This window comes from Ruegeria sp. HKCCD7296 (genome assembly GCF_013110775.1).
GTDB lineage: Bacteria > Pseudomonadota > Alphaproteobacteria > Rhodobacterales > Rhodobacteraceae > Ruegeria.
In genome coordinates this window covers 15,057-39,982 of sequence record NZ_WVRF01000005.1, presented here as the reverse complement: position 1 = coordinate 39,982, position 24,926 = coordinate 15,057, and the positions used below count along the sequence as shown (strand labels likewise).

Annotated in this window: 22 protein-coding genes, 1 tRNA gene and 1 pseudogene; 19 read left to right on the top strand and 5 right to left on the bottom strand. The window is 56.4% G+C overall.

Annotated elements, in window-relative coordinates; all coding sequences use genetic code 11:
* Positions 1 to 4 precede the first annotated feature (4 nt).
* The 12 genes and pseudogenes from GS632_RS08775 (at position 5) to GS632_RS08730 (ending at position 10,915) form a co-directional block, all read left to right on the top strand.
* Positions 5 to 1,153, top strand: coding sequence for an SPFH domain-containing protein (locus GS632_RS08775; RefSeq protein WP_171175544.1), 1,149 nt, complete (start codon positions 5 to 7; stop codon positions 1,151 to 1,153).
* A gap of 46 nt (positions 1,154 to 1,199) precedes the next feature.
* A complete protein-coding gene (locus GS632_RS08770) occupies positions 1,200 to 2,306 on the top strand; it encodes a TFIIB-type zinc finger domain-containing protein (protein ID WP_171175546.1) in 1,107 nt (368 codons plus the stop codon).
* Between the two features lie 77 nt (positions 2,307 to 2,383).
* Positions 2,384 to 3,052 carry a nitroreductase gene (locus GS632_RS08765; protein WP_171175548.1) on the top strand — a complete coding sequence of 223 codons (669 nt, stop codon included), beginning with the start codon at positions 2,384 to 2,386 and terminating at the stop codon, positions 3,050 to 3,052.
* A gap of 43 nt (positions 3,053 to 3,095) precedes the next feature.
* Positions 3,096 to 3,533, top strand: coding sequence for a D-aminoacyl-tRNA deacylase (gene dtd / locus GS632_RS08760; protein WP_171175550.1), 438 nt, complete (start codon positions 3,096 to 3,098; stop codon positions 3,531 to 3,533).
* On the top strand, positions 3,533 to 4,636 hold the full coding sequence (locus GS632_RS08755) for a DUF4147 domain-containing protein (protein WP_171237196.1): 1,104 nt from the start codon (positions 3,533 to 3,535) through the stop codon (positions 4,634 to 4,636). The genes dtd and GS632_RS08755 overlap by 1 nt, the downstream gene beginning before the upstream one ends.
* 244 nt (positions 4,637 to 4,880) lie before the next feature.
* On the top strand, positions 4,881 to 6,470 hold the full coding sequence (locus GS632_RS08750) for an ABC transporter substrate-binding protein (protein WP_171175554.1): 1,590 nt from the start codon (positions 4,881 to 4,883) through the stop codon (positions 6,468 to 6,470).
* A gap of 12 nt (positions 6,471 to 6,482) precedes the next feature.
* Positions 6,483 to 6,707 (top strand): annotated as a pseudogene (locus GS632_RS22345) (ABC transporter permease); the annotation flags it as partial.
* A 37-nt stretch (positions 6,708 to 6,744) separates the two neighbouring features.
* Positions 6,745 to 6,846 carry a hypothetical protein gene (locus GS632_RS22340; protein ID WP_371732307.1) on the top strand — a complete coding sequence of 34 codons (102 nt, stop codon included), beginning with the start codon at positions 6,745 to 6,747 and terminating at the stop codon, positions 6,844 to 6,846.
* Positions 6,834 to 7,439 carry an ABC transporter permease gene (locus GS632_RS22335; RefSeq protein WP_371732306.1) on the top strand — a complete coding sequence of 202 codons (606 nt, stop codon included), beginning with the start codon at positions 6,834 to 6,836 and terminating at the stop codon, positions 7,437 to 7,439. The genes GS632_RS22340 and GS632_RS22335 overlap by 13 nt, the downstream gene beginning before the upstream one ends.
* Positions 7,436 to 8,293, top strand: a complete 858-nt coding sequence (locus GS632_RS08740) for an ABC transporter permease (RefSeq protein ID WP_171175559.1) — start codon at positions 7,436 to 7,438, stop codon at positions 8,291 to 8,293. The genes GS632_RS22335 and GS632_RS08740 overlap by 4 nt, the downstream gene beginning before the upstream one ends.
* Positions 8,290 to 9,927 (top strand): ABC transporter ATP-binding protein, encoded by a 1,638-nt coding sequence (locus GS632_RS08735; RefSeq protein ID WP_171175561.1) that lies wholly within the window; start codon positions 8,290 to 8,292, stop codon positions 9,925 to 9,927. The genes GS632_RS08740 and GS632_RS08735 overlap by 4 nt, the downstream gene beginning before the upstream one ends.
* Before the next feature lie 151 nt (positions 9,928 to 10,078).
* Positions 10,079 to 10,915 carry an alkaline phosphatase family protein gene (locus GS632_RS08730; protein WP_171175571.1) on the top strand — a complete coding sequence of 279 codons (837 nt, stop codon included), beginning with the start codon at positions 10,079 to 10,081 and terminating at the stop codon, positions 10,913 to 10,915.
* Between the two features lie 30 nt (positions 10,916 to 10,945).
* Here the strand turns inward: GS632_RS08730 and GS632_RS08725 are convergent, their stop codons facing one another.
* From GS632_RS08725 to GS632_RS08705, 5 genes are all read right to left on the bottom strand, one after another.
* Positions 10,946 to 11,869, bottom strand: coding sequence for an alpha/beta hydrolase (locus GS632_RS08725; protein WP_171237195.1), 924 nt, complete (start codon positions 11,867 to 11,869; stop codon positions 10,946 to 10,948).
* Between the two features lie 12 nt (positions 11,870 to 11,881).
* Positions 11,882 to 13,771 (bottom strand): acyl-CoA synthetase, encoded by a 1,890-nt coding sequence (locus tag GS632_RS08720; RefSeq protein WP_171175576.1) that lies wholly within the window; start codon positions 13,769 to 13,771, stop codon positions 11,882 to 11,884.
* Between the two features lie 160 nt (positions 13,772 to 13,931).
* On the bottom strand, positions 13,932 to 15,752 hold the full coding sequence (locus GS632_RS08715) for an ABC transporter transmembrane domain-containing protein (protein ID WP_171175584.1): 1,821 nt from the start codon (positions 15,750 to 15,752) through the stop codon (positions 13,932 to 13,934).
* A 128-nt stretch (positions 15,753 to 15,880) separates the two neighbouring features.
* Positions 15,881 to 15,954: transfer RNA gene (locus GS632_RS08710), tRNA-Gly, on the bottom strand.
* 105 nt (positions 15,955 to 16,059) lie between these two features.
* Positions 16,060 to 16,932, bottom strand: a complete 873-nt coding sequence (locus GS632_RS08705) for a MurR/RpiR family transcriptional regulator (protein ID WP_171175586.1) — start codon at positions 16,930 to 16,932, stop codon at positions 16,060 to 16,062.
* A gap of 103 nt (positions 16,933 to 17,035) precedes the next feature.
* On the opposite strand from GS632_RS08705, the gene GS632_RS08700 reads away from it, so the two are divergent.
* The 7 genes from GS632_RS08700 to GS632_RS08670 all read left to right on the top strand — a co-directional run bounded on the left by GS632_RS08700 (position 17,036) and on the right by GS632_RS08670 (position 24,887).
* The gene (locus GS632_RS08700; RefSeq protein ID WP_245223221.1) at positions 17,036 to 17,821 is read left to right on the top strand and encodes an N-formylglutamate amidohydrolase; all 786 of its coding nucleotides are present in this window, start codon (positions 17,036 to 17,038) and stop codon (positions 17,819 to 17,821) included.
* A gap of 16 nt (positions 17,822 to 17,837) precedes the next feature.
* Positions 17,838 to 18,359 carry a TRAP transporter small permease subunit gene (locus GS632_RS08695; RefSeq protein ID WP_171175590.1) on the top strand — a complete coding sequence of 174 codons (522 nt, stop codon included), beginning with the start codon at positions 17,838 to 17,840 and terminating at the stop codon, positions 18,357 to 18,359.
* A complete protein-coding gene (locus GS632_RS08690) occupies positions 18,359 to 19,684 on the top strand; it encodes a TRAP transporter large permease subunit (RefSeq protein ID WP_171175593.1) in 1,326 nt (441 codons plus the stop codon). The genes GS632_RS08695 and GS632_RS08690 overlap by 1 nt, the downstream gene beginning before the upstream one ends.
* A gap of 57 nt (positions 19,685 to 19,741) precedes the next feature.
* Positions 19,742 to 20,779 (top strand): TRAP transporter substrate-binding protein, encoded by a 1,038-nt coding sequence (locus GS632_RS08685; protein WP_171175595.1) that lies wholly within the window; start codon positions 19,742 to 19,744, stop codon positions 20,777 to 20,779.
* Between the two features lie 60 nt (positions 20,780 to 20,839).
* On the top strand, positions 20,840 to 22,201 hold the full coding sequence (locus tag GS632_RS08680) for a glutamine synthetase family protein (RefSeq protein WP_171175597.1): 1,362 nt from the start codon (positions 20,840 to 20,842) through the stop codon (positions 22,199 to 22,201).
* Between the two features lie 90 nt (positions 22,202 to 22,291).
* Positions 22,292 to 23,674 (top strand): aldehyde dehydrogenase family protein, encoded by a 1,383-nt coding sequence (locus GS632_RS08675; RefSeq protein ID WP_171175598.1) that lies wholly within the window; start codon positions 22,292 to 22,294, stop codon positions 23,672 to 23,674.
* A 67-nt stretch (positions 23,675 to 23,741) separates the two neighbouring features.
* Positions 23,742 to 24,887 (top strand): iron-containing alcohol dehydrogenase, encoded by a 1,146-nt coding sequence (locus GS632_RS08670; protein WP_171175600.1) that lies wholly within the window; start codon positions 23,742 to 23,744, stop codon positions 24,885 to 24,887.
* The last annotated feature ends 39 nt before the right edge of the window (positions 24,888 to 24,926 follow it).

Sequence of the window (24,926 nt, the reverse complement as noted above, 5' to 3'; positions counted from 1 at the left end):
CCAAATGGGAATTTTTGATTTTCTGACCGGAGAATTCATTGATGTCATTCATTGGGTGGATGACACCCGTGACACGATGGTCTGGCGGTTTGAGCGTGAAGGGCACGAAATCAAGTACGGTGCCAAACTGACCGTGCGCGAAGGTCAGGCAGCAGTATTTGTGCATGAAGGGCAATTGGCCGACGTATTCACGCCGGGTCTCTATATGCTTGAGACCAACAACATGCCGATCATGACCACCCTTCAGCATTGGGATCACGGTTTTCAGTCGCCGTTCAAGTCCGAGATCTATTTCGTCAACACAACTCGGTTCAACGACCTGAAATGGGGCACCAAGAACCCCATCATGCTGCGCGATCCCGAGTTCGGGCCAACCCGTATCCGCGCCTATGGCACCTACACGGTGCGTGTTAAGGACCCCGCGAAGTTCCTCGTGGAAATCGTCGGAACAGATGGCGAATTCACCATGGACGAAATCAGTTTCCAGGTGCGCAATATCATCGTACAGGAGTTCAGCCGCGTCATCTCGGGCTCAGGCATTCCTGTTCTGGACATGGCCGCAAACACCGCCGATCTGGGCAAGCTGATCGCTGCCGAAGTTTCACCAGTCTTGGACAGCTATGGGCTGGAAATGCCGGAGTTTTACATCGAGAACATCTCGCTGCCCCCGGCGGTTGAGGCAGCTCTGGATAAGCGGACTTCGATGGGTTTGGCGGGCGATCTGGGCAAGTTCACTCAATATTCGGCAGCAGAGGCGATGACGGCCGCGGCCAGTAATCCGGGTCAAGGCGGTGGCATGGGCGCCGGTCTTGGCATGGGTATGGGGATGGCAATGGCGCATCAGATGTCGAACATGGCAGCGGGCCAGCCGAGCGGCCCTTGGGGATCGCCCGCCCCCGCTGCCCCGCAAGCGGCAGCACACGCGGCACCGCCTCCTCCGCCACCTGTCGAGCATGTGTGGCATATCGCTGTGGATGGTCAGACAAGCGGGCCGTTTTCCAAAGCCAAGATGGGGCGCATGGCCAGCGAAGGCGAACTGACACGTGACACATATGTCTGGACTGCGGGACAGGACGGCTGGAAAAAGGCAGGCGACGTGCAGGAACTGGCGCAGTTGTTCACGATCTTGCCTCCGCCGCCGCCCGGGACGTGAACAAACACGGTCTTCTTTCATATTCATCGTGACCACCGGGTAAATCATGACACACGTCACTGCTCCTGATATTGCAGAACATCGTTTCCCCTGTGACCAATGCGGCGCGGACTACCGGTTCAATCCGGGTGATGGTACCTTAACCTGCGATCATTGTGGACATTCCGAGCCGATCAGTGCCGGACCGTGGGGCGGTGCAAGTCTGCGAGAGCTGGACTTTGACGCCGCCATCGCTGACCGCCTGCCGGACAGCGAGATCGAGGAAACCCGCGTTCTGTCGTGCCCAAACTGTGCCGCGCAGGTAGAGTTTGACCCAAACACCCATGCCGCCGAATGCCCGTTCTGTGCCACGCCGGTCGTGACAGATACCGGGATCAACCGGCATATCAAACCAAAGGGCGTATTGCCTTTTGCGTTCGACGAACGATCAGCCCACAAGGCGATGGGCGATTGGTTGGGGCGACTATGGTTCGCACCAAACGGGTTGAAGGAATATGCCCGCAAAGGGCGCAAGATGCAGGGCATTTACGTGCCTTACTGGACTTTCGATGCCGACACCAAGTCTTCGTATCGCGGCGAACGCGGTACTGTCTATTATGAAACCCGCACCGTGATGCGAGACGGCAAGCGGGTTCAGCAACAAGTGCCAAAGGTACGCTGGACCCCCAAGTCCGGCCGCGTCGCGCGGTTTTTTGACGACGTGCTGGTGTTGGCATCGAAGTCGCTTCCCAAAAGCTACACCGACGCGTTGGAACCCTGGGATCTGCCCGCGCTGGAGCCCTATCAGCCCGAATACCTCGCAGGCTTCCGGGCTGAAGCCTACAGCGTTGAACTGCGGGAAGGGTACGTCGAAGCGCGCGCGCATATGGCACGCGTGATCGAGCGGGATGTTCGTTTTGACATCGGCGGCGACCGGCAGCGCATTCATGCGGTCGATACAGACGTGCGCGATGTCACGTTCAAGCATATCCTGCTGCCGGTTTGGATGGCCGCTTACAAATACCGCGGCCAGACGTATCGGTTTGTGGTCAATGGCAGAACCGGGCGGGTTCAGGGCGAACGCCCGTGGTCAGCCATCAAGATAACCATCGCTGTTGTGCTGGGATTGCTGCTGGCTGCGGGTGTCGGCTATTTGGCGGCCACCGGGCAATAGGCAGACCTGCAGACAGGCTTGTGCATCCGACGAAGCGCGGCCATGTTCAGTTCGGAAAACAAAGGGATGAGCCTGTTGTGTCGTTTGCTGAACTGAATACCCTTCTGAGAGACCGCCATTCCTGCCGGGCGTTTCTGCCTGATCCTGTCCCCCGCGCGCAGATCGAGCAGATCGTCGCCAGCGCATCTCGCGTTCCCAGCTGGTGCAATGCGCAACCCTGGCAGTTGGCAATCACCAGCGCAGACGAAACGGATACTTTCCGTGAAGCGATGCAAAACGAGGCTGTCAGCGGAACGCCCGCTCCCGATCTTCCGTTTCCAACATCTTATTCTGGCGTGTACCAAGACCGCCGCCGCGCCTGTGGCTGGGCGCTTTACGAAGCTGTTGGAGTGGAACGCGGGGATCGCGCCGGGTCGGCGCAGCAGATGATGCAGAACTTTTCCCTGTTCGGCGCGCCACACTGCGCCATCCTATCAAGTCCGGCAGAACTTGGACCCTATGGCGCGATGGATTGCGGTGGTTTTGTCACGGCCTTCACGCTGGCCGCGCAGGCACTGGGTGTGGCGACAATCCCCCAAGCGGCCCTGGCCACTTACGGCCCCTTTCTGCATCGGTATTTTCAAATCCCTGAGGATCGCCTGATCCTCTGCGCAATTTCGTTTGGCTTTGCCGATCCGGATCATCCGGCAAATAACTTTCGAACAGATCGCGCCGAGCCAAGTGACTTTGTGGAGTGGCGCGGTTAAACGGTCGCTCAGGCAGTTTTGTCATCTAAAGGGAGTAACCTGAGTGCGCGCAGTATTGCAGAGGGTGTCATACGCCAAAGTGTCGGTTGATGACGCAGCCATAGGTTCGTCAGGGCCGGGCCTCATGATTCTTGTTTGCGCAATGCAGGGCGATGATGAGATGCAGGCCAGAAAGCTTGCAGAAAAAGCCGCGAAACTGCGTATCTTCAAGGATGACTCGGGTAAAATGAACCGCTCGTTGCTGGATGTTGGCGGATCAGCGTTGGTGATCAGCCAGTTCACGCTGGCCGCCGATACAACAAGCGGCAACCGGCCAGGGTTTTCAAACGCAGCACCACCGGATCAGGGCGAGCACCTGTACAAGGAATTTGCAGCTCACCTTGGCGCACAGGGCGTTGCGGTGGAAACCGGACAGTTTGGGGCTGACATGGCGGTTGAACTTGTGAATGACGGCCCTGTCACGATCTGGATCGAGAACTGATGGACATATCAAAACAAGCGGTAGATTTTTGGCAGGCCGGGGTTGATGCGGTTGACGGATATACCGCCACCAAAGCCGCACTGCCTGGTGTTCCCAAACCGGACCGGATACTGGCCGTCGGCAAACCCGCGGCTGCGATGGCGCGTGCAGCGCTGGCGCAATTTGGCTCGGTCCCCACGCTTGTCGTGACCAAGGACGATCACGGCCGCGACCTGCCAGACGCGGTCGAGGTAATCGAAGCTTCGCACCCGGTGCCAGACGACCGCAGCCTTGCCGGTGGGCGGGCGCTGCGCTTGGCGATGGAGCAGATGCACCCCGGGTCACATGTCCTGTTGCTGGTTTCGGGCGGGGCATCCTCATTGGCCGAGGATCTGTTGCCAGGAACATCTTTGGGTGATCTTGAGGCGTTGAATCGCAAGCTGCTGTCGGAAGGTTTGGACATCCGCGCCATGAACGCCGAGCGGCGCAAGCTGTCTCGTATCAAAGGCGGCGGATTGCTGTCTCATTTCAAAGGCGCGCGTGCCACTGTGCTGGCGATTTCCGATGTGCCAGGGGATGATCTGAATATCATTGGCTCGGGCATCGGCGCGTTGCCGGACAACTACACCTTTACCGCCACCACGCAGATCGTGGCTTCCAATGCCCATGCGCGGAATGCGGCGGCCACGGCTGCGGATGTGGCGGGCCTTGCGGTTTTTGCAAATGAAGAGGCCCTGCATGACGACTATTTGCAAGTCGCCGCGAAACTGGGGCCAATGCTGCGCGGCATGGACAAAGGCGTTATGATCTTTGGCGGTGAACCAACTGTAGTCCTGCCGGAAAAACCCGGTCGTGGGGGTCGTAATCAGGCACTGGCGCTTGCTTTGGCCAAAGAAATCTCGGGGCAGTCTGGCCTGGCAATTGTTGTTGGCGGCACGGATGGAACCGACGGCCCGACAAAGGAAGCCGGAGGAATCGTTTGCGGCACCACCTGGGCCGATGGGGCCGAAACCTATCTTCAAAATGCTGACAGTGGATCGTTTCTGGACAAAGTTGACGCGTTGCTGACGACCGGACCGACCGGGACCAACGTCATGGATCTGGTCGTCGCAATACGAGGGTAATTAGACGCCTTGCCCACATTGTGATCCACAAGCGTCTGGAAATATCAAAAATTGCCAGTTTTCTTTTAGACAGATCACGGACACTGCGTTCGTGACATCCCTTCGTGTCGTCCATGTGCAGACGATCGTTTTTGATATCGGCACGAAATATCCTTGCCCGACTAGCAGAAATAAGCCAACGTTGACTCAAGCGTCAATAAAAAGTCCGAAAAGGGCTAATACCACTCAATAGGGAGAAGATTAAATGAACGAACAAATCACACATATGGCCGGTCAGGTCACAGCAGGGAAAATGACCCGCCGCGAATTCATGGGGAAAGCAGCTGCATTGGGTGTTTCGGCTGCCATGGCCAGCACTATGTTTGCCGACGCCGCTCGTGCGGCGGGTCCAGTGAAGGGTGGAACCTTCAAAATGGGCGTTCAAGGGGGCGAAAGCACAAATACGCAGGATCCGGCGTTGTGGTCGTCCGATGTTCCGATTGCTGGTGGCCAGCAGTGGGGCGAGACGCTGGTCGAAGTAAATGGCAAGGGCGAACTTGAAGGGTTGGTTGCCGAAAGCTGGGAAGGGTCTGCGGATGCAAAGACTTGGCGCTTCAAAGTCCGACAGGGTATCGAATTCTCCAATGGTAAAACAGTCACCCCAGAAGACATCATGCGCACGATGGAGCGCCACACAAATGAAGATTCTCAGTCTGGTGCACTAGGTATCGTGCAGGGCATTGAATCGATGCGGGTCGACGGGGACACCTTTGAAGTCACAATGGAAATCGGCAATGCCGATCTACCCTACTTGCTTGCCGACTATCACTTGAAAATCCAGCCAGACGGTGGCTTTGATGATCCGAACTCGGCCGTCGGCACCGGACCTTATGTTCTGGAGAGCGACGAGCCAGGCGTGCGTATGCAGTTTGTCCGCAATCCGAATTACTGGGGCGGCGACGCTTTTGCCCATTACGACAGTGTCGAAGTAATCACGCTGAACGATGCAACAGCCCGGACCGCCGCACTTCAGTCAGGTCAGGTAGACATCATCAACCGGGTTGAGCCCAAGATTGCCCAACTGCTGGACCGGGCGCCAAATCTGTCGGTTCAGAATGTCTCGGGGCGGGGCCACTACGTGTTCATCATGCATGTGGATACTGCACCATTTGATGCAAACGAACTGAGGTTGGCATTGAAATATGCCATCAACCGCGAGGAAATGGTTGATAAAATCCTGCGCGGGTATGGCGGTATCGGCAACGACATGCCAATCAACGCTGCCTATCCGCTGTTTGACGATAGTATTCCGCAGCGTGAGTACGACCCAGCAAAAGCTGCTGAGCATTACAAGAAATCCGGGCATGACGGCTCACCGATCATCCTTCGCACGGCCGATGGAGCCTTCCCCGGTGCCGTGGACGCAGCCGCATTGTTCCAGCAAACGGCACAGGCTGCGGGGATTCCTTTGGAGGTCAAACGCGAACCAAATGACGGGTACTGGTCCGAAGTCTGGAATGTGCAACCATTCTGCGCGTCGTACTGGAGCGGGCGCCCGGTTCAGGATCAGATGTACGCGACCGCGTATCTGTCAACTGCTGACTGGAACGACACACGCTTCAAGCGCCCCGAGTTTGACGAAATGCTGCTGGCGGCACGCAGCGAACTGGATGACGCGAAGCGCAAGGAAATCTACTCGAAAATGGGCATGATGGTGCGTGACGAAGGCGGCCTGATCCTGCCAATGTTCAACGACTTCATTGACGCAGTCAGCAACGAAGTCCAAGGATATGTTCCTGACCCGAACGGCGCCATGATGTATTGGTACGCGTCGAAATTCACCTGGAAAGCCTAAGGTTCCAGGTCAATGCATCCCATCATAATACTGGTTGCTCAGCGCCTTGCGCTGAGTACCCTTCTCCTTATCGCGGCGTCAGCACTGATTTTTGCAGGGACAATGATTTTGCCCGGCGATGTGGCACAATCGATCCTGGGGCAATCCGCTACGCCGGAGTCGCTGGCCAACCTTCGTGAAGAGCTCGGGCTGAATGATCCGCCGCTCACCCGCTATTTCGACTGGCTGTTTGGGGCCCTGCAAGGCGATCTGGGGACCGCTTTGACCAACGGCCGTGACATTGCTGAAAGCATCGGACAGCGGATGTCGAACACCCTTTTTCTGGCCTTCTGGGCTGCGATCATTTCGGTGCCTCTGGCCATCATGTTGGGCCTGATTGCCGTACGCTATAAGGACCGGTGGCCTGACAAGCTGATTTCGGCAGTGACACTGGCCTCAATCTCGATCCCGGAATTCCTGATCGGCTACCTGCTTATGTATTTCATCGCGGTAAAACTGGGCTGGTTCCCATCGGTCGCAATGATTGGTGACCATATGAGCCTTTTGCAAAAGCTTCAGGCTATCGCCCTGCCCGTAATGGTTCTGACGCTCGTGGTTTTGGCGCATATGATGCGTATGACCCGTGCGGCGATTTTGAACGTCATGCAATCGGCTTATATCGAAACCGCCGAGCTTAAAGGCCTGACCGGGTTTCAGGTGATTGCACGCCATGCCTTCCCGAACGCCATCGCCCCGATCGTAAACGTCGTGATGCTGAATCTGGCCTATCTTGTGGTCGGTGTCGTGGTGATCGAGGTGGTCTTTGTCTACCCTGGAATGGGCCAATACCTGGTCGATCATGTTGCGAAACGTGATGTTCCGGTGGTGCAGGCCTGTGGTCTGATCTTCGCGGCCGTCTACATCGGCCTCAATATGGTCGCGGACATCGTCTCGATCCTGGCCAACCCGCGTCTGAGGCACCCGAAATGAAGAACATCCCTATTTCCGCACTGATCGGGTTGTTCCTGACGGCCCTCTACTTTCTCATGGCGCTGTTCGCGCCGCTCATCGCCCCCTACGGCATGGCCCAAGTGGTCGGCGATGTATGGGAACCCTCAAAGATCGAGATCATGCTTGGGATCGCTCCCGCAGGTTTCACCGAGTCAAACTTCTGGCTGGGCACCGACAATATCGGTCGCGATCTGCTTAGCCGCATGATCTATGGCGGTCGCACGACAATCTTCATCGCAACGGCTGCGACCATCCTGTCCTTCGTGACCGGCTCGGTCCTGGGCTTCTTTGCGGCTGTGATGGGGGGCTGGGTCGACCAGGTGCTGTCGCGCTTTGTCGATCTGATCATGTCGATACCGACCTTGATCTTTGCCCTTGTGGTACTGTCCGTGATGCCTGTGACAGTTCCGATTTTGATCGTCGTTATGGGCTTGTTGGACTCGACGCGGGTCTATCGTCTGGCCCGTGCTGTCGCTGTCGACATTACAGTCATGGATTATGTCGAAGCCGCCCGTCTTCGGGGCGAGAAAAACGGTTGGATCATCTTCCGGGAAATCCTGCCCAACGCGCTTTCACCGCTGGTTGCCGAGATGGGCTTGCGTTTCATCTTTGCCGTACTTTTCGTCTCAACCCTGTCCTTCCTGGGTCTTGGTGTACAACCGCCCGAGGCTGACTGGGGTGGCATCGTGAAGGAGAACAAGGAAGGCATCGTGTATGGCATTCCCGCCGCCTTGTTGCCCGCCGTTGCCATCGCGACGCTGGCGATTTCGGTCAACCTTGTGGCCGACTGGGTCTTGAACCGAACCACATCACTGAAAGGAGGCCGGGGATGAGTGATCCACTTCTCAAGGTCCGCGACCTCAAAATCGGCGCAACCGTCTACCCACCGGGTGAAAAACCCCATGACATTGAGATTGTCCATGGGGTCAGCTTCGACCTGGCACCTGGTAAGGTGCTCGGTCTGATCGGTGAATCCGGGGCCGGTAAATCCACGATCGGTCTAGCGTCCATGGCCTATGGCCGGGGTGGCGTGAAGATCACAGGCGGAGAGGTTTGGGTCAACGGGCGCGATATTCTAAAAACTTCACATCGGGATATTCGCAAGCTGCGCGGGGGCGAGGTGACTTACGTGTCTCAGTCCGCTGCTGCGTCCTTTAACCCTGCCAAAAAAATCATGGATCAGGTGGTCGAGGCTGCGGTTGAACAGAAAAAGTTCAGCCGCAAAGAAGCCGAAAGTCGCGCGCGTGAGCTGTTCGCCAAGCTGGGTCTGCCCGATCCGGACAATATCGGCGATCGTTACCCGCACCAGGTCTCTGGGGGTCAGTTGCAGCGCTGCATGACGGCGCTGGCGCTGTGTCCCGAACCTGATCTGGTGGTGTTCGACGAACCAACCACCGCGCTGGACGTGACCACCCAGATCGACGTGTTGATGGCGATTAAAGAGGCCATTGCCGACACTGGTGTTGCCGCGCTGTATATCACCCACGACCTTGCGGTTGTGGCGCAAGTGAGCGACGACATCATGGTCCTGAAAATGGGCAATACCGTTGAATACGGGAACACGGATCAGATCATCAACAATCCGCAGGAAGAGTATACGCAAGCTTTGGTCTCGGTACGCTCGATCGAACATGAAGAGAAACAGCCAACGGCGGACCCCGTGCTCAGCGTTGATGGGATCACTGCGCGTTATAAGGGCCTGAATTTCGACGTGTTGCACAACGTCAATGTCGAGCTTCATCCGGGGCAGACATTGGCTGTTGTCGGCGAGTCTGGCTCGGGCAAGTCCACGCTGGCGCGCGTGATCACTGGCCTGCTGCCACCGCGCGAAGGAGAGATTACCTTTGCCGGGCGCAAGCTCTCGTCGGACCTCAAAGGCCGAACCCGCGAAGACCTGCGCGAATTGCAGATGATCTATCAGATGGCCGACGTGGCGATGAACCCGCGTCAGACGGTTGGTACAATCATTGGCCGCCCGCTGGAGTTCTACTTCAACATGCGCGGAGCGGAAAAGCGCAAGCGGATCATCGAATTGCTGGATGAAATCGAACTGGGCGAAAAGTTCATCGACCGATATCCGGCCGAGCTGTCTGGTGGTCAGAAACAGCGTGTTTGCATCGCGCGATCCCTGGCTGCGAAACCCAAGATGATCATCTGTGATGAGGTGACATCGGCGCTCGACCCACTTGTGGCGGATGGTATTCTCAAGCTGCTTCTAGACCTGCAGAAGATCGAGAATGTGGCCTATCTGTTCATCACCCACGATCTGGCAACTGTCCGTGCAATCAGCGACAGTATTGCGGTGATGTATCAGGGACGAGTTGTGCGGTACGGTCCAAAATCGCAGGTGCTCAGCCCGCCATTCGACGACTATACCGACCTTTTGCTCAGTTCCGTGCCCGAAATGCATCTGGGCTGGCTGGAAGAGGTTGTCGCCCATCGCAAGATGGAGAGCGCGGGGAACTGATCCACGCTTGTGACAGTTCCATGAAATCTGAAAATCCCGGCGCTTTGTCCAATGACAGGTGTCGGGATTTTGCTATTGGGGGCGTGAACAGTCGTGTTTTGAGCCGCGAATCTCCTAGGCTCGGCTGAAGAAATTACTGAAAGGCTCGGGCATGGACCGCAAACTTCTGCTCATCATTCTGGACGGCGTCCCCTACCGTAATTTTCGCCGCCTGTTTGGCAATCTGGAAGGCTGGGTCGACAGCGGCGACGCGCGGGTTTGGAAGCTGCGCGCAGTGCTGCCCTCTACTTCGGCCAGCTGCTATGCATCGATCCATACAGGTGTGACACCGCAGGAACATGGCTGCACCGGCAACGGCAATGTTTTTCGGCTGAGCCACAAGGATGTGTTCAGCCAGGTCCGCGAAGGCGGCGGTGTAACCGGAGCGGTCACCCACAGCTATTGGTCGCAGTTTTTCAACCGCCACCCCTTCGACTATGTCCGTGACATCGAATATGACGAACCCGAAAGCCAGACCATCAACCACGGTCGTTTCCACACCATGACCGGCTATGGCAAAGACAATCAGATGACACCGTCCGATGTCGATCTGTACGGAACCCTCACGAATCTCTGCCTGCGCTTCGGGCTGGATTATGGCATCCTGCACGCCTGCACGTTGGACAGCATGGGTCACCGGTTCTTCCACGATTGCGAGGAAATGGACCACGCATGCTTTGTCGCGGACGAGATGCTGGCGCCCTTCATTCCCCGTTGGCGGCAACTGGGCTACGAAGTTATCGTGACCGCTGATCACGGTCAGGATGAACGCGGTCATCACGGTGGGCGAGGACCGCTGCAGCAGGAAACGGCGCTGTATTACTTCGGCAACGCGGACGGCCCCGACGCAGATACTATAATCGACCAATTGCAGTTGGCCCCCACGATCCTGCATCGCATGGGCGCGCCCGTCGCAGAAACGATGAAGGGCGAAGTTTTCTTGCGATAACGTTCATCCGCTTTTTAGGCGGTAAAGGACTTAGTAGTAAGACCAGATCCCCTGCCCCAGCGCTTCGATAGCGACCGAGATACGCTCAAAGCTTTCTGCTGCGCGTTTCACCGAGGTACGAGCGCGCAAATAGCCATGAACCAGGCCGGGCTCATTGATCCAATGGGCCTTACCTCCTGTCGCCGCTATCTTCTCGCAGTAGTTCGGCCCATCATCCCGTAGCGGATCGCAATCTGCAGTCACCACTACTGTGGGCGGCAGGTTCGAAAAATCACTGTCCTGCAAAGGTAAATAGGTTGGGTCACCTTCGGGCTGATCCCCGGCGTATCGGACGGATTCATAGAACTTTATATCGTCCAAAGTCAGCAACGGGGCGTGGGCGTGTTCCAGGTAGGAGCCATTGGTTCGGTCCCCACCAAGCAGGGGAAAAATCAGCACTTGGCCCAAAATGCCGTCCAATCGGCCCCGCGCGTGATGGGACACCGCAGCGGCAAGGTTTCCTCCGGCACTGTCACCCGCCAAGATCAACGGGTCACCATATTCACGCGCTGCCCAGATCACTGCTGTCCAACAATCATCGAACTGCGCGGGGTGCACATGTTCAGGGCACAGCCTGTAGTCAACTGCGACCACACGATACCCTGTTTGCGCGCAAAGTTCAGCGCAGACGTCATCGTGGCTGTCCAGCCCACCCAACACAAATCCACCGCCATGGAAATAAACGACGGATCGGGTGGGCTGACCAGCGGTGTAGATGCGGACAGGAACTCCATCGGCTGTCAGATCCTGTGTTTCCACCCCGACAGGTCGCGGTTGGCGGAAATCCTGACACATGGTGTCATAGACGCGGCGCTGATCTTCGATTGAAAGATCAACCGCATCATCAGGATAGCTTTCAGCCGTGCGACGTATGAACGCCCAGGTTTCCTCGTCAATCAGGCGTTCATAATCCATTGTCCCTCCGGCTTACTCAGACCACTCCCACGGCTGGGTATATGCGCCCAGCACTTTCGAGACATCGTCTTCCGAAGATCCATTCGCGTCAAGCTGCGCGACAAGGCCACGCTTTTTATCATCGATCACCGAAACAACACGCGCCGATACCTCAGCTGTCTCAAGCGCACCATTATAGATACGTGTGATAGCCTGTTTACGCAGATCGGGCTTAAAGACCTTACCAACCGCAGTTTTGGGCAATTCGTCCAGAATGGTCATATGCTTGGGCTGCGCCGCACGTTCATGCACATGAACCTTGCAGTAATCCATCAGCTCTTTTTCCGTGACCGAGGCGCCTTCGACCAGTTCGACAAACGCACATGGCACTTCACCGGAATGCGCGTCGGGCTGGCCAATAGCGCCGGCAAACGCGACTGCGTCATGGCCCAATAGCGCTTCTTCGATTTCGGCTGGGTCAATGTTATGGCCACCGCGAATGATCAGATCCTTGGCGCGGCCTGTGATCCAAAGGTATCCGTCTTCGTCAAACCGTCCCAAATCACCCGTACGCAGGTATTTGTCATAATAATAGAGATCTACGTTCTTATCGGCCTCGGTATAGGTGTTGCCCGCATAGACACCCGGGTTCGAGATACAGATTTCTCCGATTTGATCGGTATCGCATTCGACCGGTCCCTCCGGCCCGCTTTGCAGGATTTTCACATCCGTATAGGGGAACGGAATACCGATCGATCCGATCTTTTTTTCACCATCCACAGGGTTACACGACACCAGGCACGTGGCCTCGGTCAGGCCATAGCCTTCGACGATCTTCACACCCGTGGCTTCTTCAAAGCGACGGAACAACTCAACCGGCAGCGGGGCCGAGCCAGAGAAAGCTGTCTTCACGCTTGAGATATCGGCATCAACCGGGCGCTGCATTTTGGCCGAGATGGCAGTGGGTACAGTGATAATGAAAGACACCTTCCAGCGTTCGATCAGCTTCCAGAAGTTGTCGAAAACGCCGTCTCCGCGATACCCGGCTGGTGTGGGGAAGATCACATGCGCGCCCGAGGACACGGCCGCCATCATAATCACGTGGACAGCAAAGACGTGGAACATGGGCAACGGGCACATGATGACGTCGTTTTCGTCAAACAGCAGCGTATGTCCCAGCCAGCCGTTATAGACGAGACCAGAATACTTGTGTTGCGCCACTTTTGGCATGCCGGTCGTGCCGCCCGTATGGAAATAGCACGCAACACGGTCTTCCTTGCTGTCTTCAAATGTCAGCGTCGTCGGCTGTTTGACCAACTCTTTATTAAAGTTCTTGTAATTCGCATGGGCGAGTTTTTCCCTGTCACCCATCTTGGGGCGCAGGAAAGGTACCAACCAGGACTTGGGCGGTGTCAGATAGCGGTTCAGGTCGATTTCCAGAATGGTGCTGACCTTGGGCGCGTGGCGGACCGCTTCCTCCACTTTCTGGGCCACATCCGTTTTTGGGAAAGACTTCAGCGTCACCACAACCTTGGCGCCGGTCTCGCGCAGGATGGCCGCAATCTGTTCCGGCTCAAGCAGCGGATTGATTGGGTTCACGATCCCGGCTACCGCGCCGCCCATCATGGTGATCAGCGTCTCGTTACAGTTGGGCAGCACATAGGCCACCACATCTTTTTCGCCCACACCCAGTGAACGGAAGAGGTTCGCAGCCTGATTAACCTTGTCCTGCAATTGTGACCAGGTCAGGGTCTCGGCTTTGTCGGTTGGTCCCGACAACAGTTGAAAACTGATGGCATTGTGGTTGGGAAACTTCTCTGCCGTGCGCGACAAGAGCTGATGGAAGGTGACGGGCAGATCCCGATCCTCCCACGGCATTTCCTGTTCCATGCGCGTTTTGTCTTCCAATCCCACAAAGGCCATGTGGTTCCTCCCGTTATTTTCTCCCGCATTTTGCGCAGGCTTGTTGTTCGCCTCCAAGATGGGATCAAAAACGAGCCCGCGCAAGCGAGGGCTTAGCTGTGACAGTGAGTAAAATGTAGAATGACGCTACGGCGGAAAGGGAAATGCCCGTGCGTCACCCTTATTCCGCGGCGACACCGTCGGTGAATTGCAACCGGGCCAGACGCGCATAGAGCCCGTCCTGAGAAACCAGATCGTCATGGCTGCCTTGCGCCACGATACGGCCTTCTTCCAGCACAACAATGCGGTCGGCTTTCTTCACAGTTGCCAAGCGGTGTGCAACGATCAGGGTTGTGCGTCCGGCCCGCATCTGGTCCACCGCGCCCTGTACCGCGCGTTCGCTTTCCGCATCCAGAGCCGAAGTTGCCTCGTCCAGCAACAGAACCGGCGCGTCGCGCAGAATGGCCCGCGCAATGGCGATACGCTGCTTCTGACCGCCTGACAGCATCACGCCGCGTTCGCCAACAAAGCTGTCATACCCTTCCGGCAAGGCAGCGATAAAGTCATGCGCGGCAGCGGCACGGGCCGCGGCTTCAACTTCGGCATCGGTTGCATCTAGACGCCCGAAGCGGATGTTTTCACGGGCCGAGGCAGCAAAGATCACAGGGTCCTGAGGAACCAGAGCCATATGCGTACGGAAATCTGCCCGATCCAGTTCTCTCAGGTCGTGGCCATCCAACGTGACCCGGCCCGAATTGGGGTCATAGAACCGCTGGATCAACTGAATGACTGTCGTCTTGCCCGCGCCGGAAGGTCCGACAAAGGCAACCGTTTCACCCGGATTGACCTGAAGCGAAAGATGATCCAGCGCAACGGTGTCGGGACGCGACGGATAACAGAAGCTGACATCTTCGAAGCGGATTTCACCTTGAACATCCTTGGGCAGGATCATGGGCTTGGCAGGATCGGTCACGGTGTCTTGCGCATTGAGAAGTTCGACCAGACGCTCTGTTGCCCCGGCAGCGCGTTGAAGTTCGCTCCAGATTTCGGACAGGGCCGCGACCGAGCCGGCCATAATGACCGAATAGATCACGAACTGCACCAGCACGCCTTCGGTCATCACGCCGTTGCGCACATCATTTGCACCCATCCACAAGACGCCGACGATGCCCGAAAAGACCAGAAAGATCACAATTACCGTCAGTACCGCACGGGTTTGAATGCGGCGCAGCGAGACCACATACGAGGTTTCGGTCATCTCTCCGAATTGCTTGCGGCTTTCCTGTTCGTGGGTAAAGGCCTGCACCGTCTGAACAGCGCCCAGAGCTTCACCTGCGTTTCCGGACGAGGCTGCAATCCAATCCTGATTCTCGCGGCTGATCACACGCAGACGGCGACCCAAAACCAATATCGGAACAATGACAATCGGGATCAATAACAGAACCAAACCCGTCAATTTGGCCGAGGTCAGCAGCATCAGCACCAGCCCGCCGAAAAACATCAACATGTTACGCAACGCGATCGACACCGAGGACCCAAGAACCGACTGAATCAGGGTCGTGTCCGTTGTGATCCGGCTGAGCACCTCACCCGTCATGATGCGTTCATAGAATTCCGGGCTCATCGCGATCACGCGATCGAACACGGCCTTGCGAATATCGGCGACAACGCGTTCGCCCAAGCGCGTGACCAGCGCGTATCGGATGCCGGTGCCCACGGCCAAAACAGCGGCAATGCCCAACGCGGCCAGAAAATACCAATCCAGCAGCTCGCCGTCCTGGATGCGAAAGTTGTCGATCACGCGCCGAACCGCCAGTGGCAGAGTCAGCGTCATGCTTGCGGTCAGAATCAACGCCAATGTCGCGCCAATCATCAAAAACTTATAGGGCTTCATGAATGGCCAGAGCGAGGCCAGCACCCCAATTTTCTTTGAGCGGGCCCGCTCTTCACTAGCACCGGGTGCAGCGGCTGGCGCTGGTTTACTGGCGGTTTGTCTTGCCATGTCGGGCCCTTATGGATTGAACTCTAGGAAGTGACCGCTTTCTTGGCCTCAGCCGCCCTTTTGGTCAAGCATGACAACAAGGATCAGCACCCCGAAAGGGCCATTTGACGCAGAAAAGGTTGGGATCTTGGAGCGGGTAGACGGAATCGAACCGACATAGCCTGCTTGGAAGGCAGGGGCTTTACCATTAAGCTATACCCGCAAATGGTTTGCGTTGGTTAAGTCATGCACCCGGGCGCGTCAAGCAGGAAGTCGCAAATTTTGCGCCTCAGTTTTAGAACCACAGCGCCCCGTCGTATTCGCCCCTTCAATCCTGGTTGCGGAATATTCGTGTCGAAGAAAAAAACTGCTCCAGTTCTTCGATCCGCTCTTTGCTTTCCTCCCACCGTGCTTCCTGTACTTCGGCAATCAGAGTCTCGGAAATCAGTTGCAGTGCTATCGTCGAATCCCAGCTCGAGGGAGCCTCGACCAAGGCGTGGAATGTGTAGTTGGCGGTCTTACCGATTGGTGAACCCCACTGGTCCGTAAACAAAACAACCGTTACGCCCCGGCTTGAAGCAACTTGCGCAAGTTTCTCCAAATGCGCTTCGTATCGCCGAATGTCGAAGATCACCAGGACCGAGGACGCATCCATGTCCAAAAGGTATTGCGGCCAGACATTCGCTGAATTGCCCAGCATAGTTACGTTGGGCCGGATGATCTGCATGTGATTGAACAGATAATCCGCGTTGGATCGGGTGATGCGGCCACCCACCACATAAAGATGCCGGTCCGTTTCAGCCAATAGCTGGGCGACGGTGTCGAACATCTCTTTGTCCAGACGCTCCAGCGTGTGGCGCATGTTTGTCCAGACGGCCTGCGCAAAGCGCGTTGTCGGGTGTTCGGCATCGTCATCGACAACCCAGGCATCTCGTTTCGAGATCGGTTTCTTGATCTGCGCTGCCACTTCTTCGCGCAGGGCATCCTGCAGGTCCGGAAACCCATCGAACCCAAGCTTGCGGGCCATGCGAATAACAGTTGGCGTCGAGACCTGAGCCGCAGCCGCCAGCTTGGTGATCGATTGCAGCCCTGCCATCGGATAGTCCTGCAATAGGACAGACGCCAACTGACGTTCTGATCGGGTCAAATCGTCCAATTCGTCCTGAATCCGCTGTTTGACCAGCTTTACAACGGCGGCCATCGACACCCTCGATTTTTAAATTTGTTACAGAATATTCCTGCCTGTAGTTTTGTCTACAGTAATTTTCTTGACAGGTACGAAGTTGCTGTAACAAATGCTACCTATGCGACAAGAAACCGAGTCATCCCTGCTGCAATCTGCCGAAGCCCCGGCAGCCCGTGTGCTGAATGCACGGGGCCGCGCGCCTGCAGTGTTGGTGTGCGAACATGCCAGTCGCTTCATACCTGCGGCTTTGCAGAATTTGGGTCTGGATGACGATGCGGCCCGGTCGCATGTCGCATGGGATATCGGTGCGATGGAGCTATCGATTGAGCTGATGGGGGCGCTGGATGCACCGTTGGTGTATTCGCGCGTCAGTCGCCTTGTCTATGACTGCAATCGCCCACCGGAACGCGAAGATTCCATGCCGTGCCTCAGCGAAGTGTTCTCAGTCCCCGGCAATATAAACCTGACCGCGGCCCAGCGCGCCCAACGGCTTCACGAGGTGTACGAACCGTTCCGACAGCTGTTGTCTTCAACACTGGACGCAAGACATGAACGACCGGTTGTCATCACGATCCACAGCTTCACGCCAGTCTACAAGGGACAAAAAAGGACGGTGGAGCTGGGCATTTTACATGATGAAGATGATCGGGCAGCCCAGATCATGCTGCAACAGGCGCAAGGATCAGGGCTGAGCGTTGCGCTTAACCAACCTTATTCGGCCACCGATGGCGTCACGCACACCTTGCGGGAACATGCGATCAAACGCGGTCTTCCAAATGTCATGATCGAAGTGCGGAACGACCTGATCGACACTCCAAAAGGTGTGAACCTCATGGCAGGTTTGCTAACGCCAGTCCTGCAATCGGTCATCACGGCGTTTTCGCGCACGGAGGCCAAATTATGAAAACAGAGGTATCGAGATGAAGTTTATGCGGGGATATGTGGCGGTAATCGACCGCACGAACCGCTGGGTCGGGCGCGTGATCATGTATGGCATTTTCGTCATGATGGGCATTCTGCTCTGGTCTTCGATCTCGAAAACTTTCTTTCTGCCATCACTCTGGACACTGGAAATGGCCCAGTTCGCAATGGTGGCCTACTACATGCTTGGTGGTCCGTATTCGATTCAGATGGGGTCGAATGTACGAATGGACTTGCTGTATGGTGAATGGTCTCATCGCCGCAAGGCCTGGACCGATGCGTTTACTGTCCTGTTTCTGATCGTCTACCTTATCGTTCTGCTGTGGGGTGGTTGGGACAGTCTGATGTACTCGTTCCAATATGGCGGCGAGCGCAGCGCGACGATTTGGAGGCCTTACTTGTGGCCGGTCAAGATGATCATGGTTATCGGCATCTTCCTGATGTTGCTGCAAGCCGTATCTGAATTGTTCAAGGACATCTTGCGCCTGCGTGGCGACGACATCCCGCGTGAGGTAATCTGATGTCCTACGAAATGATCGCCTTGCTGATGTTTGCATCAATGATGCTGATGATGCTGACCGGGCAGAGAGTGTTCGGTGCAATCGGCTTTGTCGCCGTGGTCTCGGCTCTCTTCCTGTGGGGGGATCGGGGTGGCTATGACCTTGGGTTTGCAGCCGCAATCAAGGTCATGAAATGGTATCCGTTGCTGACACTGCCCATGTTCATCTTCATGGGATACATTTTGTCCGAAAGTCGGATCGCCGATGATTTGTACAAGATGTTCCATGTCTGGATGGGTGGCTTGTCAGGCGGGCTGGCCGTTGGCACCATCGGGCTAATGGTGCTGATTTCGGCGATGAACGGACTGTCCGTAGCCGGAATGGCGATCGGTGCGACCATTGCCTTACCGGAACTTCTGCGTCGGAACTATGACAAACGTATGGTGACGGGTGTCATACAGGCCGGATCATCCTTGGGAATTCTTGTACCACCGTCAGTGGTTTTGGTTCTGTACGCGATGATCGCGCGGCAACCTGTTGGCCAGTTGTGGCTCGCTGGCGTGCTTCCGGGCCTGATGATGGCAGCGATGTTCATCATCTATATTGTCATCCGTTGCCGCATAACACCTTCGCTCGGTCCGGTTCTACCCGCCGAAGAGCGCGACATTCCGTTTCCGGAGAAGCTGCGCCTGTTGCAGTCTGGTCTGTTACCTTTGGGTATTTTCGCCGTAATGATGGTTCCGTTTGTGAACGGCTGGACCTCGCTGGTGGAATCTTCCGCCATTGGAGCCATCACGGCTATGGCAGCGGCGGCGTTGAAAGGTCGGCTGACGCGTAGGGTCTTTGAAAACTCCATTCGGCATACATTGGGCATTTCCTGTATGTTCATGTGGATCATTCTGGCGGCTCTGGCGTTTGGCGCTGTTTTCGACGGGCTGGGTGCGGTCAAAGCCATTGAAAGTCTTTTCACCGAGAAACTGGGCCTGTCCCCTTGGATGATACTAATCCTGATGCAACTCAGCTTTATCCTGATGGGAACATTCCTGGATGATACTGCCATGCTCGTCATTGTCGCCCCACTATACGTTCCGCTGGTGGGGGCACTGGGCTTCGATCTGATCTGGTATGGCGTTCTTTATACCATCACGACGCAGATCGCGTACATGACGCCGCCGTTCGGCTACAACCTCTTTCTGATGCGTGCGATGGCCCCTCCGGAGATTTCACTGCGCGATATCTACAGCTCCATCATTCCTTTTGTTCTGGTGATGGTCTGCGCCTTGGCCACCATCATAATCTTCCCGGAAATTGCGCTTTGGCTACCGAATTATGTTTACGGAAAATAAGTCACAAGACCCCGGAAAGGGGCGAAATTCTGCAAGATCAAACAGAGGAGAAAGACAATGACAACAAGACGCAGATTTCTAAGTTCCGCCGGTTTGGCAGGTGCTGCCACGTTGGCGAGCCCGGCAATTGTCAAAGCGCAATCAGCCATCAAGTGGCGCTTCCAGACCTATGCCGGCGGCGCGTTGGGAGAGCATGTAACCAAACCCGCAATCGACTACATAAACGCAAACGCCAATGGTGAGCTTGAGATCGAGCTGTTCTACGCCGACCAGATCGTCCCAACAGGCGAACTGTTTCAGGCTCTGCAGCGCGGCACGATTGACGGGGTACACTCGGATGACGATTCGATGGCGTCACCGACCCCCCTGCGTCAGTTCGGTGGTTATTTCCCGTTTGCAACCAAACACATTCTGGATGTGCCTGTGCTGTTCAATCAGTACGGTCTGGCCGATATCTGGCGTTCGGAATACGAAAAAGTCGGCGTGGCATGGTTGTCGGCTGCGGGTCAGGACCCGTGCAACTTTAACACCAAAAAGGAAATCAAAACGCTTTCCGATCTGGATGGTCTCAAACTCTACACCTTCCCGACCGCGGGTCGTTTCCTGGCCAAGTTCGGTGTGGTGCCGGTAAACATTCCTTACGAAGACGCCGAGGTCGCGGTACAAACCGGGGAACTGGACGGCATGGCATGGTCCGGTATTACCGAGGACTACACTGTGGGTTGGGCGGATGTGACAGATTACTTCCTGACCAACAACATTTCAGGCGCGTGGATCGGATCGTGGTTCGCCAACCAGGAACGCTGGGCAGAACTGCCGGACCATCTGAAATCTGTGGTTATGGCGGGTATCGAAGCGGGCCACACGTATCGCAACCAGTGGTACTGGGGTGGTGAAGCGGCCTTGCGCGCGAATGGCGACAAGCTGCAGCTGCGCCAGGTTCCGGCCGCCGAATGGAAAGAAGTCGAAAACGCAGCCATCGAATTCTGGGACGAGGTCGCACAGGAAGGTGAAGTTCACCAGAAGATAGTCGGCATATTCCGGGAGTATAACTCGGTTATCAACCAGGCCGGTGCCCCTTACACTTTCGATTAACATCAAAATCGGGGGGCATTGCCGTCCAGTGCCCCCTTTGAGAAGCATGAGGTTTGCTCCATGACCGCTAATTTGACCTTTGAAACCCTGACATCACGAGTGGCCAACGGCGAGATTGATACTGTTCTTGTTTGCCTGGTGGACATGCAGGGCCGCTTGATGGGCAAGCGCTTTCACGCAGGCCATTTCGTCGCCGGCGCATGGGAAGAAACACATTGCTGCAACTACCTACTGGCCACCGATCTGGAGATGGCGACACCCGACGGGTATGCCTCGACCAGTTGGGAACGGGGGTATGGTGATTATGTCATGAAACCCGATCTGAGCACGCTGCGCCCGGTTCCGTGGCTTGAGGGTACGGTCATGGTGATGTGCGATGTGCTGGATCATCACACCCACGAAGAAGTGCCGCACGCACCGCGTTCGATCCTGAAAAAGCAGGTCGCGCGACTGAAGGCCATGGGTTTTGATGCCATGTGCGCAACCGAGTTGGAGTTTTTCCTGTTCGAGAAGAGCTTTGATGAAATTCGTAAGGAAGGCTTCCGCAATCTGGAACCGATCTCGGGCTACAATGAAGACTATCACATTCTTCAAACGACCAAGGAAGAACACGTTATGCGCCCGATCCGCAATCACCTGTGGGACGCGGGAATACCGGTCGAAAACTCGAAGGGCGAGGCTGAGACCGGGCAGGAAGAACTGAATATAAAATACGCGCCTGCGATGGACACGGCCGAGTATCATTCGATCGCCAAGAATGGCGTGAAAGAGATCGCCTGGCAGCACGGGCATGCGGCAACGTTCCTGCCGAAATGGCATCATGACAAGGTGGGCAGCTCCAGCCATGTGCATCAGTCACTTTGGGCTGATGGAAAGCCGGCTTTCTTTGATGCGAATGATGAGCTGGGCATGTCGGATCTGATGAAAAGCTATATGGCGGGTCTGCTGAAATACGCCGCCGATTATACCTATTTCATGGCCCCCTACATCAACAGCTACAAACGATTCATGAAGGGAACCTTTGCGCCGACGCGGATCATCTGGTCGGTCGACAATCGCACCGCCGGATTCCGGTTGTGCGGCGACGGCACCAAGGCCGTTCGGATAGAGTGCCGAATTCCGGGTTCAGACATGAACCCTTATCTGGCATTGGCCGGGATGCTGGCCGCTGGCATCGCAGGGATTGAAGAGGGATTGGATCTGCAACCGCCTACCACAGGAGACGTTTATCAGGGTGATACGGGTATGATCCCGGGCAACTTGCGCGCGGCGCGGGATGCTCTGCACAGCTCGGCCATGTTGCGGGAGGCGATGGGAGACGAGGTCGTCGATCACTACTCGCGTGCAGCGGAAGTTGAGATCGAGGAGTTCGAGCGCGTGGTCACAGACTGGGAAGTCGCCCGCGGGTTTGAGCGAGCGTAGGGTTCTGGCTGGGGGCTCTGCCCCCAGACCCCCGAGGTATTTTTGGCCAGATGAAGCAGGGATCCTGCTTATTTACTACATGGAGTGAACATGGGGCAGATGTTGAAATGTGTCTCACCGATTGATGGATCGGTTTTTGCGGAACGAGAGGTGTTGTCTCGGGACGAGGCGTTTGGGGTAGCGAGTCAGGCGCGGGGCGCGCAAGCGGCCTGGGCAGCGCGGCCCTTGCAGGAACGGATTGATCTAGTCATGGCTGGCGTAACGGCCGTGGGTGCGATGAATGACGAAATCGTGCCAGAACTGGCCCGTATGATGGGCCGTCCCGTACGTTATGGCGGTGAGTTTGGTGGCTTCAATGAACGCGCGAGCCACATGGCGGAGATTGCCGAGGCATCTCTGGCAGACATCGCGGTGGGGGAAGACGAGACATTCAAGCGTTACATCAAACGCATTCCGCATGGGGTGGTGTTTGTGGTGGCACCCTGGAACTATCCGTATATGACGGCGATCAACACAGTCGCCCCGGCATTGATTGCGGGAAACACTGTGGTCCTGAAACATGCCACCCAGACCCTATTGGTTGGCGAGCGGATGGCGCAAACCTTTCATGCAGCAGGCGTCCCTGAAGAGGTATTCCAGAACGTATTCCTGAGCCATGACGTCACCCATGACCTTATTGCGGGCAATGCGTTTGACTTTGTGAACTTCACCGGCTCGGTCGGCGGTGGACAGGCGATGGAACGCGCAGCGGCTGGAACATTTACCGGCGTCGGGACCGAGCTGGGCGGCAAGGACCCGGGCTATGTCATGGAGGATGCCGATGTGGATGCCGCTGTCGATACGTTGATTGATGGCGCGATGTTCAATTCGGGCCAGTGCTGCTGTGGGATCGAGCGAATTTACGTGCACGAAAGCCTTTATGACGATTTTGTCGCCAAGGCGGTGGAGATCGTGAAGGGATACAAGCTGGGTAACCCGCTGGACGCTGAGACTACCATCGGACCTATGGCCAACGCGCGTTTCGCCGATGAAGTGCGGGCACAAATTGCCGAGGCCATTGAGGCAGGCGCGGTTGCGCATATCGAAGCCTTCCCTGAGGATGATGGCGGCGCTTATCTGACCCCTCAAATATTGACCAATGTGACCCACGACATGCGCGTGATGCGGGATGAGAGCTTTGGACCGGTTGTGGGCATCATGAAGGTCTCGTCTGATGACGAAGCAATCGCGCTGATGAATGACAGTGAATTTGGCCTGACCGCCAGCCTCTGGACCCGTGATGTAGATCGCGCAACGCGAGTTGGCGACCAGATCGAAACCGGCACGGTGTTCATGAACCGTGCGGATTATCTGGACCCCGGTCTTTGCTGGACCGGCTGCAAGAACACCGGGCGCGGCGGCGGTCTGTCGGTTATTGGCTATCACAATCTCACCCGTCCCAAATCCTACCACCTGAAAAAGGTCACGGTCTAAGGACGATGGTCTGCTCGGGTTTGACCCCCTCCCCCGAGCAGACCTCGAATACTAAAGGAAACCTGACATGTCACTTGTTGGAAACTGGTCCTATCCGACCGCAATCAAATTCGGCGCAGGGCGTATCAAGGAACTGCCCGAAGCCTGTGCTGCGGCAGGAATGAAAAAACCCCTTCTGGTTACAGACAAGGGCTTGGCAGATCTGCCGATTACTTCGGCAACGCTGGATATCATGGACGCTGCCGGTTTGGGCCGCGGACTGTTCAGTGATGTGGACCCCAACCCGAACGAGAAGAACCTTGAAGCGGGCGTCGCCGCATATACTGCGGGAGGGCATGACGGGGTGATCGCCTTTGGCGGAGGTTCGGGGCTGGATCTGGGAAAGATGGTTGCTTTCATGGCCGGCCAGACGCGCCCTGTTTGGGATTTTGAGGATATCGGTGACTGGTGGACGCGCGCCGATGCGGATGTGATTGCGCCGATCATCGCGGTGCCAACTACGGCCGGTACGGGGTCGGAAGTGGGACGTGCCAGCGTCATCACCAATTCAGAAACCCATGCCAAGAAGATCATCTTCCACCCAAAGGTGCTGCCAACCGTGGTGATCTGCGACCCCGAACTTACCGTGGGAATGCCCAAATTCATCACTGCAGGTACCGGTTTGGATGCATTTGCGCACTGCGTTGAAGCCTTCTCCAGCCCGCATTATCACCCGATGAGTCAGGGCATTGCTTTGGAAGGGATGCGGCTGGTGAAGGATTACCTGCCGCGCGCCTATGCCGACGGCACCGATATTGAAGCCCGCGCCCAATTGATGAGCGCAGCAGCCATGGGCGCGACGGCCTTCCAAAAAGGGTTGGGCGCGATCCACGCAATGAGCCACCCGATTGGTGCGGTGTTCAATACCCACCACGGAACCACCAACGCGGTTTGTATGCCCGCTGTGTTGGAGTTCAACGCCCCCGCCATCGCGGACAGGTTCCAACAGGCAGCGGCTTATCTGGGCATTGATGGTGGCTTTGACGGCTTCCGCGCTTTTGTGCAGGAATTCAACGACAGCCTCGGCATCCCGCGCACCCTTTCTGATCTGGGCGTCACCGAAGCTTCGATCCCCGAGCTGGTTGAAGGCGCGATCATTGATCCCTCTTGCGGGGGCAACCCGATCGAGTTGACGAAAGAAAACCTGACGCAATTGTTCAAAGCAGCACTTTGAAACAGAAAGGCCCGGCAATACCTGCCGGGCCTTTTACAT

Bases quoted from the DNA above. Each gene is read 5' to 3' on its own strand.
- GS632_RS08775 (WP_171175544.1), top strand. From the start codon at position 5: ATGGGAATTTTTGATTTTCTGACCGGAGAATTCATTGATGTCATTCAT.
- GS632_RS08770 (WP_171175546.1), top strand. From the start codon at position 1,200: ATGACACACGTCACTGCTCCTGATATTGCAGAACATCGTTTCCCCTGT.
- GS632_RS08755 (WP_171237196.1), top strand. From the start codon at position 3,533: ATGGACATATCAAAACAAGCGGTAGATTTTTGGCAGGCCGGGGTTGAT.
- GS632_RS08750 (WP_171175554.1), top strand. From the start codon at position 4,881: ATGAACGAACAAATCACACATATGGCCGGTCAGGTCACAGCAGGGAAA.
- GS632_RS22335 (WP_371732306.1), top strand. From the start codon at position 6,834: ATGTTGGGCCTGATTGCCGTACGCTATAAGGACCGGTGGCCTGACAAG.
- GS632_RS08740 (WP_171175559.1), top strand. From the start codon at position 7,436: ATGAAGAACATCCCTATTTCCGCACTGATCGGGTTGTTCCTGACGGCC.
- GS632_RS08735 (WP_171175561.1), top strand. From the start codon at position 8,290: ATGAGTGATCCACTTCTCAAGGTCCGCGACCTCAAAATCGGCGCAACC.
- GS632_RS08730 (WP_171175571.1), top strand. From the start codon at position 10,079: ATGGACCGCAAACTTCTGCTCATCATTCTGGACGGCGTCCCCTACCGT.
- GS632_RS08725 (WP_171237195.1), bottom strand. From the start codon at position 11,869: ATGGATTATGAACGCCTGATTGACGAGGAAACCTGGGCGTTCATACGT.
- GS632_RS08720 (WP_171175576.1), bottom strand. From the start codon at position 13,771: ATGGCCTTTGTGGGATTGGAAGACAAAACGCGCATGGAACAGGAAATG.
- GS632_RS08715 (WP_171175584.1), bottom strand. From the start codon at position 15,752: ATGGCAAGACAAACCGCCAGTAAACCAGCGCCAGCCGCTGCACCCGGT.
- GS632_RS08705 (WP_171175586.1), bottom strand. From the start codon at position 16,932: ATGGCCGCCGTTGTAAAGCTGGTCAAACAGCGGATTCAGGACGAATTG.
- GS632_RS08700 (WP_245223221.1), top strand. From the start codon at position 17,036: ATGCGACAAGAAACCGAGTCATCCCTGCTGCAATCTGCCGAAGCCCCG.
- GS632_RS08695 (WP_171175590.1), top strand. From the start codon at position 17,838: ATGAAGTTTATGCGGGGATATGTGGCGGTAATCGACCGCACGAACCGC.
- GS632_RS08690 (WP_171175593.1), top strand. From the start codon at position 18,359: ATGTCCTACGAAATGATCGCCTTGCTGATGTTTGCATCAATGATGCTG.
- GS632_RS08685 (WP_171175595.1), top strand. From the start codon at position 19,742: ATGACAACAAGACGCAGATTTCTAAGTTCCGCCGGTTTGGCAGGTGCT.
- GS632_RS08680 (WP_171175597.1), top strand. From the start codon at position 20,840: ATGACCGCTAATTTGACCTTTGAAACCCTGACATCACGAGTGGCCAAC.
- GS632_RS08675 (WP_171175598.1), top strand. From the start codon at position 22,292: ATGGGGCAGATGTTGAAATGTGTCTCACCGATTGATGGATCGGTTTTT.
- GS632_RS08670 (WP_171175600.1), top strand. From the start codon at position 23,742: ATGTCACTTGTTGGAAACTGGTCCTATCCGACCGCAATCAAATTCGGC.